This window comes from Methanoregula sp. PtaB.Bin085, from assembly GCF_002067035.1.
In the GTDB taxonomy this organism is placed as follows: Archaea; Halobacteriota; Methanomicrobia; order Methanomicrobiales; family Methanospirillaceae; genus Methanoregula.
The window spans coordinates 127,769-142,213 of the sequence record NZ_MVQB01000046.1 but is presented as its reverse complement, the minus strand read 5'-3'; the positions used below and the strand labels follow the sequence as shown (position 1 = coordinate 142,213).

Here is a 14,445-nt window from a genome sequence, read left to right as displayed (position 1 = left end):
ACCGGTGCATCATGACCGACAAAAACAACGCTGATGAGCAGCTCTACGATGTCCTCGTCCCGCCAGGCGTACCGCAGACGATCATTGTCGATATCACGAAAAAATTCAAGGTGAAAGTCGTTGAGCGCAAGGAGAAACTCTCCTTTGCCAACATGGAAGGTGACGAACGCAACCTCCTCGCGTTCAGGGGAAAACTCGAGGTCGTTCAGGAAGTCGAGAAATACATGAAGGACGAGCTCCGGAAATTTATCGAGAAATAACCTCCTGTTCTTCACCTTTTTAAAAAAAAGAGGGAATCGATTTTCTGTTCGGTATAATCTTTTAAAAATCAATGATGGGGGTTGAGACCCCCATACCCCCGCTTGCGATGAACGGCCGCCGCCCCGAAAGGCGCCCCGCGACGGCGTCAATAACCGGTTGTACGCACATGAGTTCCTCCCATGTTCCTCCGGGCAGATAACCGGTTCCGAAAAAAGAATGTGAAACCTGCCGCGGGAACGCCACCGCGGGGGCGGCGGCACCTGTCATTCAGGGGATATTGGGGCATCAGCCCCCATCTGGGTTCAATGGCTGTTTTTTTTTAACAGGACAGAACAAACGAAAAACAATTATCTGTTCTCACTTCTTCAGCAGCCGCACGAGCAGTGCCTTCTGGGCATGGAGCCGGTTCTCCGCCTCGTCCCAGACAAGGCTCTGACCCCCTTCCATGACCTCGTCCGAGATCTCCTGGCCCCGGTGGGCGGGGAGGCAGTGCAAAACCCGTGCGTCCGGGGATGCAAGGCGCATCAGCCGACCGTCCACGGTATAGTTTTTGAATACCTTCATCCGCTGGTCTTTCTCGGCATCGTCGCCCATGGAAACCCATGTATCGGTGACGATGACGTCAGCGTCCTTCACGGCATCTTCCGGTTTCCTGACAAGGGTGACGCTCCCCCCCTCGGCCCGTGCCCTCCTGACAAATGCGTCCTCGGGTTCATAACCCTTCGGCGTTGCAACGGTAACGCTGGAGCCGGTCAGGACCGTGGACAGGATCAGGGAGTTGCATACATTGTTCCCGTCCCCGACCCATGCCACCTTCAGGTCCCCCAGGGAACCGAAGTGCTCTTTCATGGTCATGATGTCAGCCAGCAGCTGGCATGGGTGTTCGAGATCCGAAAGCCCGTTGATGACCGGGATGGTCGCAAACTGTGCGAATTCCTCGATCGTGCTGTGCTTGTATGCCCGGATCATGATAGCCGAAACGTACCGCGAGGCCGCACGGGCAGTGTCCCGGATCTCCTCTCCCCGCCAGATCTGCAGGTCCCGGGCATTGAGGAAGAGGGCGTGGCCGCCCAGTTCGTTCATCCCGACCTCGAACGAGATATGGGTGCGGGTGGATGACTTCTCAAAGATCATGGCGAGCGTCTTTCCGGCCAGGAGCGCGTGGGGAACACCGGCTTTTTTCTGCCGTTTCAGTTTCTCGGCTTCGGTGATGATGCGTTCGAGTTCATCCTTGCTGATATCAAGGATAGAGATAAAGTCTTTTTTCATCGTAATTCCTTCATGTGGGTAATCCGTCGTTCAAGCAGTGCGGGTGTGCCAATATCCCGCCGGTACCGCACCTCGCCCTTCACGCCGGCTGCGGCTTCCTCGGCATGGTGCTCTGCTTCATCAAGCGTCTCCCCGATCCCGACGTAGGCAAGCGTCCGTGAGGTCAGGGTGCTCAGGCTGCCCGCGGAGTTCTTCTCGACATTGGCGTAATACAGGAGGGCACGGGGATTCTCCGGAATCGTAATGGGATCGCCGGCGTGCGGGGCATCCGGGTACCCTTTGGGCACCAGGTACTTGCAGACTGATGCCCGCGATTTGAAGGTCGCGCATGATGGTGTGAGAGCTCCTTCGGCAATCCGGCAGACGATCTCCGTCAGGTCAGAGGAGAGAAGGGAAAGGACATTCATGGCCTCGGGATCGCCGAACCGGGCATTGAACTCAATCACCCTGGGGCCCTGGAGGGTGTTCATGAACTGACCGTAGAGGATGCCCCTGTAAGGGCTTCCCATGCGATCCATCGCTGCCACGACCGACTGCATGATTGCGAGCGCGCGGGAATAATCCTTCTTCGAAACGAACGGGAGCATGTGGTCCGGCATCGAGTACGATCCCATCCCCCCGGTATTCGGGCCGGTATCGCCCTCGAATGCCCGCTTGTGGTCCTGGACAAGGGGCATCGGAACGAGGTGCTTCCCGTCAACAAACGCCTGCAGCGTGAACTCCTCTCCCAGCAGGCGTTCCTCCAGCACGACGTTGCCGCCAAGCGAGCGTGCATACGCGATCGCACCGGCGCGGTCCACCTGCTCGCCCATGATGCGGACGCCTTTGCCCCCGGTAAGGCCGATGGGCTTGACCACGAGATCACCGTCGTAGCCTTCGATGAACCGGACAGCATCGCTTTCGGAGTGGAAGACCCGGTACAGCGGGCAGCCATCAAGCCGGTTTGAATCCATCATCTCCCGGCAGAACGCCTTGTCGGTCTCCAGCCGGGCTGCTGCCCGGGTCGGGCCGATGCACGGAATACCGGCAGCCGTGAGGGCATCGACAATCCCGGCCTCGAGGGGGGCTTCCGGGCCGATGAAGGCATATTCCACACCGCTGCCCTGTGCAAAACCGACGACAGTTCCGACATCCGTCTCCCTGCAGAGGAGTACTTTTTTTGCAAGGGCATCGATGCCGGGATTCCGCTTTGCCATGACCGAATAGATGGCAGTCGAGGTGTTCCGGCTGAGGGCGGCAGCTATCGCGTGCTCCCGTCCGCCCCCGCCGACAACCAGTATCTTCATCATCCCACCTATAGGACGTGTGCCCTAAAAACCTCTGCTTTGTACAAGCTCACTGACCCGGACCAGCGGGAAGATCGAAACGCCGTGCTCCTGCAGGTGCTGTGCGGCACCCTGTTCCCGGTCAACGACCGTGACGACCCGGTCGGCCCGGGCCCCCGCGGCCCGGAGTGTCTCGATCCCGTATAACGCAGATCCGCCCGATGTCGTGACATCCTCGATCAGGAGGACGTTCTTTCCCCGGACTTCGCCGATGACAAGGTCTTTCTTGCCATGGTCTTTTCCCGACGAGCGGATGATTGCGTAGGGTTTTTTCGATGCCAGCGAAACGGCGACGGCGAGAGGTACCCCGCCTACCGCCACGCCGGCAATCACATCGAAGTCGCAGGACTGCACAACCTTTTTTGCAACGACAGCAAGGAGATCCGGGCGGGTAACCGCAGATTTCACATCGATATAATAGGTGCTCTTTGCACCGGACGCAAGGGTAAAATCCCCGAATTCGATGGCCTTGTACCTGACGAGCAGTTCCTGAAGGGTTGGTGTCACCATGGAACCTCCTTGACTTTGAAGACATACCCGATGATATTGGTTGCCCGGTGCAGAACCGGGGTGATAATGAGGATAACGATAAGCACGGGGATCGTAACGACAGCAAAGAGCCATCCCGGGTCCCCGATGAGAAGGAGAAGGAATGCCCCCGCAACGAGATCATACTGGTCCGCAACCGGCCATTTCGATCCCCGCTCCCGGTTGAACCTGCGTTTGAAGAAACTCTTGACGAGATCTCCCAGGAGTGCCCCCGTTGCAAGAAGGATGACCGAGAGGAGCGTATGGGGGGGAAGGCCGGCGGCTGGGAACCGGCCGGCGGCCCAGATCAGGACAAGCCCGGTGATGATCCCGGACGCGATCCCGGCCACGAGCCCGCGCCATGTCTTGCCGTCGCCAAAGATTCTCCTGCCGTCTGAATATGTTTTCCCGAGATCGATCGGGGTACCCCCGCCAAAGAGGGCCGCCACCGGATTCGGGACGTACGCGGGCAGCATGATCCAGAACGCCCATATCAGGGGAGTTGTGATGAACTCAATGCTAATAACAAAGCACTCCCAATACCTGTAATAAAGAGCAGATAGAAACATTAAGGTTACTCAATATCGTTATTTTGTATCATCCGTGGGTGGTCATCGATGCTGATAAAACGGACCCGCAGCCTTTGTCCTGCATGCAAGACCGTTGTCGATGCGGAAGTTGAAGAAGAGGGGGGGAAGATCTGGCTGACGCAGCACTGCCCCGAGCACGGAACATTCCGGAATATTTACTGGTCGGATGCCGCACTCTATCACCGGTTCGACCGGTATAACGTTGTCGGGAACGGGATCGCCAACCCCCAGGTTACCCGCGTCACGGCTGACACATGTCCGGCTGCATGCGGCCTGTGCAACAACCACCATTCCCAGACGCTCCTTGCAAATATTGACCTCACCAACCGGTGCAACCTTGACTGCGACTTCTGTTTTGCCAATGCCCGCGCCTGCGGGTTTGTATACGAGCCGGACTTTGACGAAGTCGTCAGTATGCTGAAACTCCTGAGATCGGAAAAGCCCGTGCCTGCCCCGGCCGTTCAGTTCTCCGGTGGCGAACCCACAATGCGGGACGATCTCTTCGAAATTATCAGGGAAGCGAAGGCGCTGGGATTCAAGCAGGTCCAGATCGCCACAAACGGTATCAGGATTGCAGCCAGCCAGTCATACACCGAGGAACTCAAGGCAACGGGGCTGAATACCGTCTATCTCCATTTCGACGGGGTATCGCGGGAGACCAACCCGTTTCTGAAAAAACACCTGCAGGCAATCGGGAACCTGGAAAAAGTCCGCCTCGGTACCGTTCTCGTCCCGACCGTGATCAAGGGCCGAAACGACCACGAGATCGGTGACATCATCCGGTTTGCGGCAGGCAACGTGAGGACTATCCGGGGCGTGAACTTCCAGCCGGTGGCGTTCACAGGGGCTGCGAGCGACGATGACCTTAAAAAGTCCCGGATCACAATCCCTGACGTTCTGGACAGGATTGAGGCACAGATGGGCGGCATCCTGAAAAAGGAGGATTTCTATCCGGTACCCTGCGTCCTGCCGTTCTCCGACCTTGTCGAGGCGTATACCGGCAAGCCCCAGGTGCGGTTCACCGCCCACCAGCACTGCGGGGCGGCAACGTATATCTTCGTACAGGAAGACGGCATCGTTCCCGTCAACCGGATGGTGAACGTGGAGAAGTTCTTCGAAACGATTGAGCAGATGGCAGGCCAGCTCAGGCAGGGCGGCACCATCAACAAATACAAGACGCTTCTCGAGGGTGTCAAGAACATGCACGACTCGGTGAAGGAGGGGGAGCAGGCTGCAACAACCGAGTTCTGGAAGATCATCGGCAAGACCCTGATCGGCCAGAACTTCGAGGCTCTGCGGGAGTTCCACTGGAATGCGCTCTTTATCGGTACCATGCATTTCATGGACCGGTACAACTACGATCTCGACCGGGTCAGCCGCTGCTGTATCCACTATGCCACGCCCGACGGGAAACTCATCCCATTCTGCACCTACAACAGCGGGCCGGTGTACCGCGAGCAGGTGTGGAAGAAGTTCGCGAAGGCGAAGTAACAATTATTTTAAAAAAATTCCACTATCACTCTTTTGTGAAAACACCTGTTTATACCGTATACTTTGTCTGTGGCCGCACGGCGGGGCAAGTGCAGGCCCGGGAAACCGATATTAAAGCCGCCGCGGGGCGCCCTTCGGGGCGGCGGCCGTTCATCGCAACCGGGGGTTTGGGGGCATCAGCCCCCATCATTGTTTTGGTAAACAATTTTTTGCTTCGGGGAACTACTCAATCACATTTTGAACACAACAACGCTGTAAAAAAATTTCATCGCGAAAAAATGTTGTAAAGTACGCTCTTGATTGCCGGGTACGTACTTGACTAACTAAGAGCGTACTTTACAACTTTTCCGGTTCTCCGTCGTGACTGCTCCGGCCGTTCAATCGGATCCCGACTGAAAAAATCCGGACAGGGGCTGAGGGGTCGATTGAAAAATTTTCAGCCGGATGGAGGGGGGTTTGATGATTTGAAAAAAATTCAGGGTAGGGGGTATCAGCCGGACCTCCCTGCTCATTGCCTGACACACTCAGGGGAACGGCAGCTCGAACTTCCGGCCGTGCTGCATCGCGATCTTCGCAATGGCAAGATCCTGGATGGCAAGGCCCGTGGAATCGAAGATGGTAATCGCATTTGGGGACAACCGCTTCTTCTTCCCGATCACGACCTCGCCCAGCGTCCCGGCAATCTCTTCTGTCCGGTACAGCCCCTTGCTGATCGGTACGTTAATCTCACCCGAATGGATTGCCTGTGCAGGATCGTCAACAAAAACCTGTGCCCGCCGGAGCAGGACCGGGTCGAGCTCCTCCTTGCCTGGCGCATCGGCACCGATTGCATTGATATGGGTACCTTCATGAATCCACTCGCTCTTTACAACCGGTGCCGTCGAAGGTGTCGTGGTCACCAGCACATCGCAGTCGCAGGCTTTCTCGGGGGTCATTGCATGGCACGGGAACTCCATGAAGCGATCGGCGAACTTCCTGACATGCACCGGGTTCCGTCCGTGGACCCGTATCTCCGTGATCTTCAGCTCCCGGGAGATGGCCGCCACCTGCGCCTCCGCCTGCCGCCCGGTCCCGATCACACCGAGCACGATCTCCTTCTTTGCACTCAGGTACTTTGCTGCAACTGCACCGGCCGCACCGGTCCTCATATCCGTAAGCCGTGTTGCGTTTATCACCGCTACCGGCTGGCCGGTTGCAAGATCGAGAATGATGGTGAGGGCCATGACCGTCGGCAGACCCCGGGGTGGATTGTTCGGGTGGACATTGACAATCTTGACTCCCGCGATTGAGAGCGAAGGGAGGTACGCAGGCATCGTGCGGAAATCCCCCTCCGGCAGGGTGATGTAGACTTTCGGCGGCATCTGGACAAGACCCCTCCCGTGGTCAGCGAATGCCGATTCCACGCTCATGTTTACCTCCGACAGGTCGAGACCCATATCGGTATCGGTGAGATATTGCATGAGCGAAGATCCATGCTCATCGGTCTTGAAGGTATCGAACCCTGCGAAGCGGGGTGAAACGGGAAAAGACCGTATGTCAGAACGTACGATAAAACAGGAAGGGTCCTCTACGCCATGGTTCGGTGCAAGGCGGATTACTGGGTGTCCATCTCTTTCAATGTCTTGTCGGCAAGCTCCTTCATCCGTGCCGAGATCCTGCTCGATGATGTGTAGTCCACGTCCTTCATGGCATTGGCAATCTCGGTGCCAAGCACAAAGATCGCGTACTTATGCTCCATCTTGCTCTTGTGCTGCTGGGAAGGTGTGATCTTCAGTGCGGTATACTGGGAGAACTTGAGGTCAGGATTGATCTCTTCGAAGTAATCTTTCACTTCGGACAGCATCTGGTGAAGGTTGATTAGTTCGTCCTTATGCATACATCAAACTCCCGGACTGAGGAATGGAATTGAGCAGCATAAATAAATTTGTGTATCCGGGAGGTTCTTCAGAACTTCAGGGATGAGAAGATTACCGCAGGTAATCTTCGATGTGCGGGGGGTCAAAGAACTCTGCTGAATCCTTCTCATCCATCCGGCTCTGATAAACCAGCCGGAAGTCGGAGAACCCTGGAAAAGAAAAGAGATCCCGCCCTCTCACGACCCCGTCTTCATGAGCCGGATGGAGAGCGGGCGCTTGATGATACCCTTGAAATCGCGCGCCGCCACAAAGGAGAGCCCTTTCCAGACAAGGCGGTCGAGCAGTTTCTGGTCAACCGCGCGATCAACCACCAGGCCGCCCGGTACGGTGTCCAGGGTATCGATGGCCTTCTCGACCTCATCGGAACGCAGCTCTTTTATCACCGTGAGATCCTCGGCAAGGAACCGCGCAAGACCCTGCCCCCTGATGTCATCGGCATGGTCCCTGATGGTCACGGGCCCTTTCCCGGGCTCCCTCTGGCGTTTCTGGGATGCTGGCCGGATCTTCTTCTCCGTCCCGTCCCCTTCATCCGCTGCAGCCCGGGCCGCCCTGAGCTCCAAAGGGAGTTCTGCCGAGTCCTCGAAATACTGGTCGCGCACGTACTCGACCGGCACCTTGTTGCGGAGCGTCTTGATGACCTCTTTCCGGGTCATGTCCTCCACACTCTTCCCCCGGGGGGAGAAGGCAACGAAATCGATATCCGCGACCTGCAGGAGCTCCCGCAGGATCAGCTCCCCGCCACGGTCGCCGTCGAAGAATGCCGTCACGGTCTTCTTCTCGCACAGGTCGATAACCGTTTTCGGGATATTCGTCCCCTCGACCGCCACCGCATTCTTGATGCCATACCGCAGGAGGTTCAGGACATCGGCACGCCCCTCGACGACGATTATCGCATCGGACTCCAGGACATTGGGTCCCGCCGGTGCCTTCTCCTCCCCGATCGACCCGATCTTCTCAATCCGCAGGCTCTGGCGGACGTCGTCAAGCAGCTCATCGGAATCGATGGCCCCGTCCTCGAACCGGTCGATAAGGATTTCCTTGGCCCGCTCGACGATCTTTTTCCGCTTGCTGACACGAATGTCCTCGATGGAGGCAACCGTGACGTGGGCAACGCAGGGCCCCACGCGGTCGATGGTCTCGAGCGATGCCGCAAGGATCGCCGTTTCCGCCCGGTCAAGGGACGATGAGATCAGGATCTCGCCCGTTGTTTCGCCTTTCCTGCTGGTTATCTGGACGTCGATACGTCCGACACGCCCCGTCCTCTGGAGATCCCGGAGGTCGAGGTCTTCGCCGAGCAACCCTTCAGTCTGGCCGAATATGGCCCCGACTACGTCAGGTTTCTCGACCACCCCCTCTGCAGTGAGGCTGATGTGAATAAGGTACTTGGTAGTATCCGGTGAATACACGTAAACGCACCCCCATGTATCATGCAAAGCATGTGAAGCGTGATCATAGGTACAAAAATTATATATCTCCTCGGTATACTTAAAGCCGTGCCTTATACCATACATGTCGGGCAGAAGCGGTGAAGTGACTGGTCGCAGGGACAGGAACTTAGTGTTCGGGTGAAAGCCGCCCAAGCACCTGTTCCCGGCTCAGCCCGGCAACCAGCACCCGTTTCTGCGATGATGTCGCGCCTGACAGGATCGAGACAGAGGATGCGGGGACACCCAGCGTCGCGGCCACGAGTTTTACGATTGCCTTGTTCGCCCGGCCCTCAACTGCGGGAGCGGACACCCGGCACCCGATGCTCCGGCGCCATTCGTTGTATCCGGCGGGAAAAAGATCGGCTTTTGCACCAGCTGATACATCAAGTGCGATGACAACGCCCTGCTGCTCCCCGGTCACTGCAGCGGAAAGGTCAGGCATTGTTCGCTCCGTAGATGAAAAGGAATGTTGCCCGGCAATAACGCACACGGATCACCAGTGGCATGATGCCGTCCTTCACCGGTGTTTAAACCCTTGCCGGGCAGCTGCCTGTCGCGCATCCGGGTTGTCCCATGGATCATATCCAGACGCTTGTCAATCGATCTCCCGGGGACCTATGGATGCGCATGTATCGGCACTCAGTCAGTCGGTTGTCCGATTATTTAGCAGTTGGGGATGAGGCGATGACGGGATGAAAGACTATGAAAACGGGGGACGGGAGGATACCGGTACGGGACCGTCAGGTTACCGGGGGAAGTACCCGTCCCCCGGTATCCATGCGGGGCCGGTGCGGAAGAACTCCCCGTCCTCGAATACGACCGTACCGTCCATGATGACGTGGGAGGGGAATACCCCTTTCATGCCCTCGAACGGTGTCCACCCGCACCTGCTGTGCAGGTTGCCGGCATCGATCTTCTCCGCTGTCTTCGGGTACAGGGCAAAGTCAGCACGCGATCCCGGTGCAAAACCGGCCTGCGGGATCCTGAGGATCGCGGCAGGATTGCTGCTGGTCTTCGCGATCACGTCCGGGAGGCTGATCTTCTTCTCAAGCACCGCTGCAAGGAGAAGGGGGACCATGGTCTCGACACCGGGAACACCGGAAGGAGCGTCAGCAAACGGCTGCCGTTTCTCCTCCACGGTGTGGGGTGCATGGTCGGATGCGATGACATCGATCCGGTTCCATTGTGCAAAGAGCTCCTTTCGTTCCCGTTCGCTCCTGAGCGGCGGGTTCACCTTTGCAAATGTGTCAGCGGTATCACACATCTCACGCGACAGGAAGAGATGGTGGGGCGTTACCTCCACGCTCCCACCCTGCGATGCTGCGCCGGCCGATGGCCCGGCACTCATGTGGCAGAAATGAAGACGGCACCCCGCCGTATTGGCCTGCAGGACCGTCCGGACTGCCCGCAGCTCCCCTTCGGGCGACCGTAATCCTGCATGGGACTCGAGGGTGGTGTCGGGGCCCGGCCCAACCTCTTCCGCATGGATCGTTGCCAGTCCGCCAAGCGACCGGATATGATCGAACGCGGAACAGAGGTATTCCAGCGTAACTGCCTCGCCGTAACTGGACGGGGCATAGAATATCTCGCCAAACGCCATGGCCCCGGCGCTCCACATGGCGGAAAGGGACGTGTCGCGGGTCACCCCGCTGTTGACGGCGAAGGTACAGAACGCTGACTCCTTTGCGGCAAGGACACGCGCATGGAACGCCTCAGGGGTTGTTAACGGGGGAACAGTGTTTGGCTGGTCAACAACCACGGTCACGCCGCCGGCAAGAGCGCTCTTTGTCCCGCTCTCCCAGTCCTCCTTTGCGGACTGGGCACCACCCCTCATGTGGACATGCATGTCGACAGCTGCCGGCAGGACGAACATCCCGTTGCAGTCGATATCCCGGTCAGAAGGGACACCTTCGCCGGCATGGGTGACGATCCCGCCAGCTGTCGAGATATCGGCCACACGCCCGTCCGGAAGGCTGACATTCCGGAGCACGAGGGATGGGGGTTTTTCCATAGTACCTGCTTTTTCCTGTTCATGCATAAAGACATGGGAAGCGCCGGATCACGCGGCAAAAGACCAGAACCGGGAACCAGCAGGTATTCAATCCGGATATGTCAATGAGATGAGTGAGTGCAGGGCCGGCCGGGACAGGCCGGGTTCCGGTCCTTCACCCGGGTCATGGTATGGACAGAACGCTCGGAATCATCCTCGGAATCCTGATCATTGTGTTCGCGGCAGTTACAGCAATGCTGGGCTATTCCGCCTTTACGGATTATGCGTACCGGAGTACCCTCTCGGGCAACTATACCTATCTCTGCACGGTGACGACAGACGCTCCGCTTTACAACGTCACGCTCTTCGTCCCTGTGCCTGTCGATACGGCCGGGAACTCACCGACGGCAGCCGCTTTCAGCAGCGGGACGATTGCCGGTATCCCGTCCGGCTGGGAAACAACCCTCTTTGACACGGGGAAATCGACTCTTGTAAAGATCACGGCCCCGGCCATCATCCCCCCGCAGGGAACAAAACCTGCCAATCCGTTCACGATATCCCTGTCATCGGAAACGCTGTCACAAGGCGCGATCGATACGGTCGATCCGGTAAATAACAGTGTGCTGTTCCGGCCGGTCCGGGATCTGAAAGAACAGCCATCATGGTCCCGGGGATTTGGCAGCAGGGCCCGATCCTTCTCCTACACAACTGCCGTTTATGCAGAGTACAGCACGGCTTCCGATACCACGGTGACCATCACTTCCGCAATCACCGGCAGGAACAGCTGGAAGGTTCTCGAGCCGGCCTCGAACGAGTACCACGCGGACGTCACCATCAGCATGAAGGGAACAAAGCATGGCTGGGAAACGATGGACGGGGAGCTGACGAGCGGCTCGGGGACCTATATCCGTTCCTGAACCCCGGATTGTTTTTTGAACAACTATGGTGTAGGGGTTTTCAGGATGGCGAGATCAGGTATGGCGGATGGACGGAGCGGGAAACGCCGGGATGCGATCAGGCCCGGTCTGCTGGTTGATATTGTCCAGAAATCCGACCAGCGCAGCGGAAAACTGACCCGGGGCAGGGTAAAGGAGATCCTGACCGGTTCTGCCACCCACCCCCATGGGATCAAGGTCCGGCTGGAAGACGGTCGCGTCGGGAGGGTGGCGGCGATTGTGGTTGACAGCTGGAGCAAAGAATCTGAGGAAAGGCACTGAACGGACGGTTTTTTTTAAACGTACTACGGGAACCGTTTCCTCACGTAATCGACCAGCGCCTTGTCGGTGATCTGCCGGGTTTCGGCATCGATCCGGATAAAGAAGAGCTCGTCGTCCTGGATCTTTACAAAGACTGCATCGTCCGCTTTCCTGATCTCGAGCCAGCAGAGGGTGTGGTCCTCCGCTTTCATGAAATGGATCCGGATATACCTTCCGAGATGGTTGAATATACCTGACGGCAGGAATTTCCGGATGATCTCGTCGATGAGCATGCGCCGGTACCCGTCAGCGCAGGGGTCTCTCAGCCGGGGATAGTCCTTCTCAATGCCGACGATCTCGTTCGGTGAACCGCTCCTGTTCTCCCGGATGCCGATAACGAGGTTCCCCCCCTCTGTGTTCAGGAATCCTGCGATGGTCTTGGCAATGACAATCTTCGATGTGTCCCGGCCGTATTTATGGACGTCCCTCGATTCGCTTGCGCCGATATCCTCTTTTGAGAATGCCTTGCTCCACAGGGCGCTGGACTTGAACTCCACGAACTCGTTCTCGCCCCCGCGGATGATCTTCTGGAATGTTTCGTCCGCGATCGACGGCATCACGGGAAGGGTCGCCGGTTTTTCCGGTTCGTGCTGTGCACTGCTGTCGCTGCTGTCGATGAAGAGCGTACGGAACTGGGAAAAGACCTTCCGAAGAAACTCGTTCTCCGGTTCGAGGCGGACAGCCTCACGGTACTCGTTGAAGGCATCGATGAACCGGCGGGTCTTGACCAGTGCATCCCCAAGCCTCTTGTGCAGGCCGGCATTCTTTGGGTCCCGGGCAATCGCGGTGCGGTACTCGGTCACCGAATCCTCGTCATTGTTCGTGATGAAGTAGATATCGGCAAGCTTCGCGTGGTACGAGGGCTCTTCCGGGCAGATCTCCGTTGCCTGCCGGTACTGGAGCATGGCCCCGTTCAGCAGACCTTTTGAGAAATACAGCTCGCCAAGGGCTGCGATCAGCTGCGCACGCGAACGGGACAGGTCCGACGAACCTGCTTTGACAGAAGGAACTGCGGCAAGGATAGCGGCAGCGCTCTTCAAAAAATCTTCGGTCTCGGCGAAGGTGCACTGCTTCATCAGGGATGAGGTAATTGTGTCGGTAAAGTGGTGCAGCAGGCCGGGCTCGAGTCGTATCGCTTCGTACAGCAGCGATCTGGCATCGGCAACGTTTCCCCGTTCAAGGAGGATCTGTGCAAGCCAGTAGCGGGAATTCCCGTCTGAAGGGTTGCTCCGGATTGCGGCAACGAACTCTCCCACTGCTTCATCCCCGAGCTGTTTTTCCAGGAGCGAGCGGCCGAGATAGTGATGGGCACCGGAGCATGCCGGGTCCTGCCTGAGGATCTTCCTGAACCGTTCGATTGCATCATCGTACTGCCGGTTGTCGAACAGGGTTTTGCCTTCCTCAAAGGACGGGGGAGCGGTTCCCGGCATGATACTAGTCTGTCTGTTCTGCCGGGAATATAAAAGGGTAGTTTCAGGAGAATTATCTTTTTTATAAATGACAGGCGATGCCTGATGCAGGGGGTTTTTACGTAAACGGAAGCGGATGAAGTTCCGCAGGTCGAAGAACGCTGATGCGTTCTTCTCCTCTTTCGGATCTGTGTCTCAGGAAATGCGAGGGATGCGATTCGAACGCATGAACCTCTGCAGGAACGGATCTTAAGTCCGTCGGAGTTGGCCGGGCTTTCCTACCCTCGCGCTCTAAACTATTATCCCTTGTATCACAAAAAAGAATCCGTCCGGCCGGTTCCGGCAGGAAACCGATGAGCGGACGGCGTCTTTAGTAAGACCCTGAAAATTTTCGTTGGGGGGACCGGGGGTTACCGGGCATTCCATACAATCTCGTCGGGCCTGCCGAAAAACTGCTCCTTGAGGAAGAGGAGGAACGACGTGATCGCGATGATGAACGCTCCCATGATCAGCGCGGTGCCCGTGAGGGAGATGTACGGTGTCCCCTGTCCGAACCGTTCGAGAACAATGCCGAGGAGTGCAGCAACCAGTGCAACGAGTGAAGCCTGCATGGATGATCCTTGTTGTATTGGACGGCGGAATTGTACTTAAGCGTATTGTCCGGAAATCCCTGAAGTCTTTTCAGACACTCCCCTGTTCAGGTCGTTCCTCCGGCAAAGATCCATTCCCGCAGGAACAGCAGGAACGCAGTGATCGCGATGACGAACGCCCCCATGATGAACATGATACCGACTGTACCGATGAAGACAGACACGGATCCCAGCTGGGAGAAGAGTATGCCGATGCACACCGCGATCATTGCAAGCAGCATTACCTGCACATTGTCATCCATGCCAAGACACCTTACCGGATGGATTGGATGGTTCGTCAATAAACCTTTTGATCCTTCCCGGTGAAGCCGAAAGACCGGAGCGATACCTTTT

Annotated in this window: 17 protein-coding genes and 1 tRNA gene; 5 read left to right on the top strand and 13 right to left on the bottom strand. The window is 57.3% G+C overall.

Going from position 1 to position 14,445, the window contains the following annotated elements:
* Window positions 1-11 precede the first annotated feature (11 nt).
* Window positions 12-260 (top strand): hypothetical protein, encoded by a 249-nt coding sequence (locus A4E33_RS10380; RefSeq protein ID WP_292347890.1) that lies wholly within the window; start codon window positions 12-14, stop codon window positions 258-260.
* 358 nt (window positions 261-618) lie between these two features.
* Here the strand turns inward: A4E33_RS10380 and argF are convergent, their stop codons facing one another.
* From argF to A4E33_RS10360, 4 genes are read right to left on the bottom strand one after another with little or no spacing between them, the layout of a single operon-like run.
* Window positions 619-1,530: an ornithine carbamoyltransferase gene (gene argF, locus A4E33_RS10375; RefSeq protein WP_292347888.1), complete on the bottom strand. Its 912-nt coding sequence runs from the start codon at window positions 1,528-1,530 to the stop codon at window positions 619-621.
* Entirely contained in the window at window positions 1,527-2,816 is a 1,290-nt protein-coding gene (gene purD, locus A4E33_RS10370; protein WP_292347973.1) for a phosphoribosylamine--glycine ligase, read from the bottom strand. The genes argF and purD overlap by 4 nt, the downstream gene beginning before the upstream one ends.
* 24 nt (window positions 2,817-2,840) lie before the next feature.
* On the bottom strand, window positions 2,841-3,365 hold the full coding sequence (gene pyrE, locus A4E33_RS10365; protein ID WP_292347886.1) for an orotate phosphoribosyltransferase: 525 nt from the start codon (window positions 3,363-3,365) through the stop codon (window positions 2,841-2,843).
* Window positions 3,359-3,859, bottom strand: coding sequence for a CDP-2,3-bis-(O-geranylgeranyl)-sn-glycerol synthase (locus tag A4E33_RS10360; RefSeq protein WP_292347884.1), 501 nt, complete (start codon window positions 3,857-3,859; stop codon window positions 3,359-3,361). Before A4E33_RS10360 ends, pyrE begins: the two co-directional genes overlap by 7 nt.
* Window positions 3,860-4,000: 141 nt before the next feature.
* Between A4E33_RS10360 and tes the strand changes: the two genes are divergently transcribed.
* On the top strand, window positions 4,001-5,464 hold the full coding sequence (gene tes, locus A4E33_RS10355) for a tetraether lipid synthase Tes (protein ID WP_292347883.1): 1,464 nt from the start codon (window positions 4,001-4,003) through the stop codon (window positions 5,462-5,464).
* Window positions 5,437-5,751, top strand: coding sequence for a hypothetical protein (locus A4E33_RS10350; RefSeq protein ID WP_292347881.1), 315 nt, complete (start codon window positions 5,437-5,439; stop codon window positions 5,749-5,751). The genes tes and A4E33_RS10350 overlap by 28 nt, the downstream gene beginning before the upstream one ends.
* A 237-nt stretch (window positions 5,752-5,988) precedes the next feature.
* Here the strand turns inward: A4E33_RS10350 and A4E33_RS10345 are convergent, their stop codons facing one another.
* From A4E33_RS10345 to pyrC, 5 genes are all read right to left on the bottom strand, one after another.
* Window positions 5,989-6,924, bottom strand: coding sequence for an ornithine cyclodeaminase family protein (locus tag A4E33_RS10345; protein WP_292347879.1), 936 nt, complete (start codon window positions 6,922-6,924; stop codon window positions 5,989-5,991).
* Between the two features lie 134 nt (window positions 6,925-7,058).
* A complete protein-coding gene (locus A4E33_RS10340; RefSeq protein WP_292347877.1) occupies window positions 7,059-7,340 on the bottom strand; it encodes a UPF0058 family protein in 282 nt (93 codons plus the stop codon).
* A gap of 216 nt (window positions 7,341-7,556) precedes the next feature.
* Window positions 7,557-8,786 carry a DNA primase DnaG gene (dnaG, locus tag A4E33_RS10335; protein WP_292347875.1) on the bottom strand — a complete coding sequence of 410 codons (1,230 nt, stop codon included), beginning with the start codon at window positions 8,784-8,786 and terminating at the stop codon, window positions 7,557-7,559.
* Between the two features lie 148 nt (window positions 8,787-8,934).
* Window positions 8,935-9,249 (bottom strand): DUF167 domain-containing protein, encoded by a 315-nt coding sequence (locus tag A4E33_RS10330; RefSeq protein WP_292347873.1) that lies wholly within the window; start codon window positions 9,247-9,249, stop codon window positions 8,935-8,937.
* A 303-nt stretch (window positions 9,250-9,552) separates the two neighbouring features.
* The gene (gene pyrC / locus A4E33_RS10325) at window positions 9,553-10,818 is read right to left on the bottom strand and encodes a dihydroorotase (RefSeq protein ID WP_292347871.1); all 1,266 of its coding nucleotides are present in this window, start codon (window positions 10,816-10,818) and stop codon (window positions 9,553-9,555) included.
* A gap of 170 nt (window positions 10,819-10,988) precedes the next feature.
* Between pyrC and A4E33_RS10320 the strand changes: the two genes are divergently transcribed.
* Together A4E33_RS10320 and A4E33_RS10315 are read left to right on the top strand one after the other, a co-directional pair.
* On the top strand, window positions 10,989-11,714 hold the full coding sequence (locus tag A4E33_RS10320; protein WP_292347870.1) for a hypothetical protein: 726 nt from the start codon (window positions 10,989-10,991) through the stop codon (window positions 11,712-11,714).
* A gap of 60 nt (window positions 11,715-11,774) precedes the next feature.
* Complete coding sequence (locus A4E33_RS10315) at window positions 11,775-12,014, top strand: YwbE family protein (RefSeq protein ID WP_292347868.1); 240 nt, start codon at window positions 11,775-11,777, stop codon at window positions 12,012-12,014.
* Window positions 12,015-12,037: 23 nt separating this feature from the next.
* Here A4E33_RS10315 and A4E33_RS10310 read toward each other — a convergent pair whose 3' ends face one another.
* The 4 genes from A4E33_RS10310 to A4E33_RS10295 form a co-directional block, all read right to left on the bottom strand.
* On the bottom strand, window positions 12,038-13,483 hold the full coding sequence (locus tag A4E33_RS10310; protein ID WP_292347866.1) for a tetratricopeptide repeat protein: 1,446 nt from the start codon (window positions 13,481-13,483) through the stop codon (window positions 12,038-12,040).
* 182 nt (window positions 13,484-13,665) lie between these two features.
* Window positions 13,666-13,750: transfer RNA gene (locus tag A4E33_RS10305), tRNA-Leu, on the bottom strand.
* A gap of 122 nt (window positions 13,751-13,872) precedes the next feature.
* Window positions 13,873-14,073 (bottom strand): hypothetical protein, encoded by a 201-nt coding sequence (locus tag A4E33_RS10300; RefSeq protein WP_292347864.1) that lies wholly within the window; start codon window positions 14,071-14,073, stop codon window positions 13,873-13,875.
* Between the two features lie 86 nt (window positions 14,074-14,159).
* Window positions 14,160-14,354 (bottom strand): hypothetical protein, encoded by a 195-nt coding sequence (locus A4E33_RS10295; RefSeq protein ID WP_292347862.1) that lies wholly within the window; start codon window positions 14,352-14,354, stop codon window positions 14,160-14,162.
* Window positions 14,355-14,445: the final 91 nt, after the last annotated feature.

What these genes read in the sequence shown, in the direction of transcription:
- A4E33_RS10380 (WP_292347890.1), top strand. Translation starts at nt 12, where the DNA reads ATGACCGACAAAAACAACGCTGATGAGCAGCTCTACGATGTCCTCGTC.
- argF (WP_292347888.1), bottom strand. Translation starts at nt 1,530, where the DNA reads ATGAAAAAAGACTTTATCTCTATCCTTGATATCAGCAAGGATGAACTC.
- purD (WP_292347973.1), bottom strand. Translation starts at nt 2,816, where the DNA reads ATGAAGATACTGGTTGTCGGCGGGGGCGGACGGGAGCACGCGATAGCT.
- pyrE (WP_292347886.1), bottom strand. Translation starts at nt 3,365, where the DNA reads ATGGTGACACCAACCCTTCAGGAACTGCTCGTCAGGTACAAGGCCATC.
- A4E33_RS10360 (WP_292347884.1), bottom strand. Translation starts at nt 3,859, where the DNA reads ATGCTGCCCGCGTACGTCCCGAATCCGGTGGCGGCCCTCTTTGGCGGG.
- tes (WP_292347883.1), top strand. Translation starts at nt 4,001, where the DNA reads ATGCTGATAAAACGGACCCGCAGCCTTTGTCCTGCATGCAAGACCGTT.
- A4E33_RS10345 (WP_292347879.1), bottom strand. Translation starts at nt 6,924, where the DNA reads ATGCAATATCTCACCGATACCGATATGGGTCTCGACCTGTCGGAGGTA.
- A4E33_RS10340 (WP_292347877.1), bottom strand. Translation starts at nt 7,340, where the DNA reads ATGCATAAGGACGAACTAATCAACCTTCACCAGATGCTGTCCGAAGTG.
- A4E33_RS10330 (WP_292347873.1), bottom strand. Translation starts at nt 9,249, where the DNA reads ATGCCTGACCTTTCCGCTGCAGTGACCGGGGAGCAGCAGGGCGTTGTC.
- pyrC (WP_292347871.1), bottom strand. Translation starts at nt 10,818, where the DNA reads ATGGAAAAACCCCCATCCCTCGTGCTCCGGAATGTCAGCCTTCCGGAC.
- A4E33_RS10320 (WP_292347870.1), top strand. Translation starts at nt 10,989, where the DNA reads ATGGACAGAACGCTCGGAATCATCCTCGGAATCCTGATCATTGTGTTC.
- A4E33_RS10315 (WP_292347868.1), top strand. Translation starts at nt 11,775, where the DNA reads ATGGCGGATGGACGGAGCGGGAAACGCCGGGATGCGATCAGGCCCGGT.
- A4E33_RS10310 (WP_292347866.1), bottom strand. Translation starts at nt 13,483, where the DNA reads ATGCCGGGAACCGCTCCCCCGTCCTTTGAGGAAGGCAAAACCCTGTTC.
- A4E33_RS10300 (WP_292347864.1), bottom strand. Translation starts at nt 14,073, where the DNA reads ATGCAGGCTTCACTCGTTGCACTGGTTGCTGCACTCCTCGGCATTGTT.
- A4E33_RS10295 (WP_292347862.1), bottom strand. Translation starts at nt 14,354, where the DNA reads ATGGATGACAATGTGCAGGTAATGCTGCTTGCAATGATCGCGGTGTGC.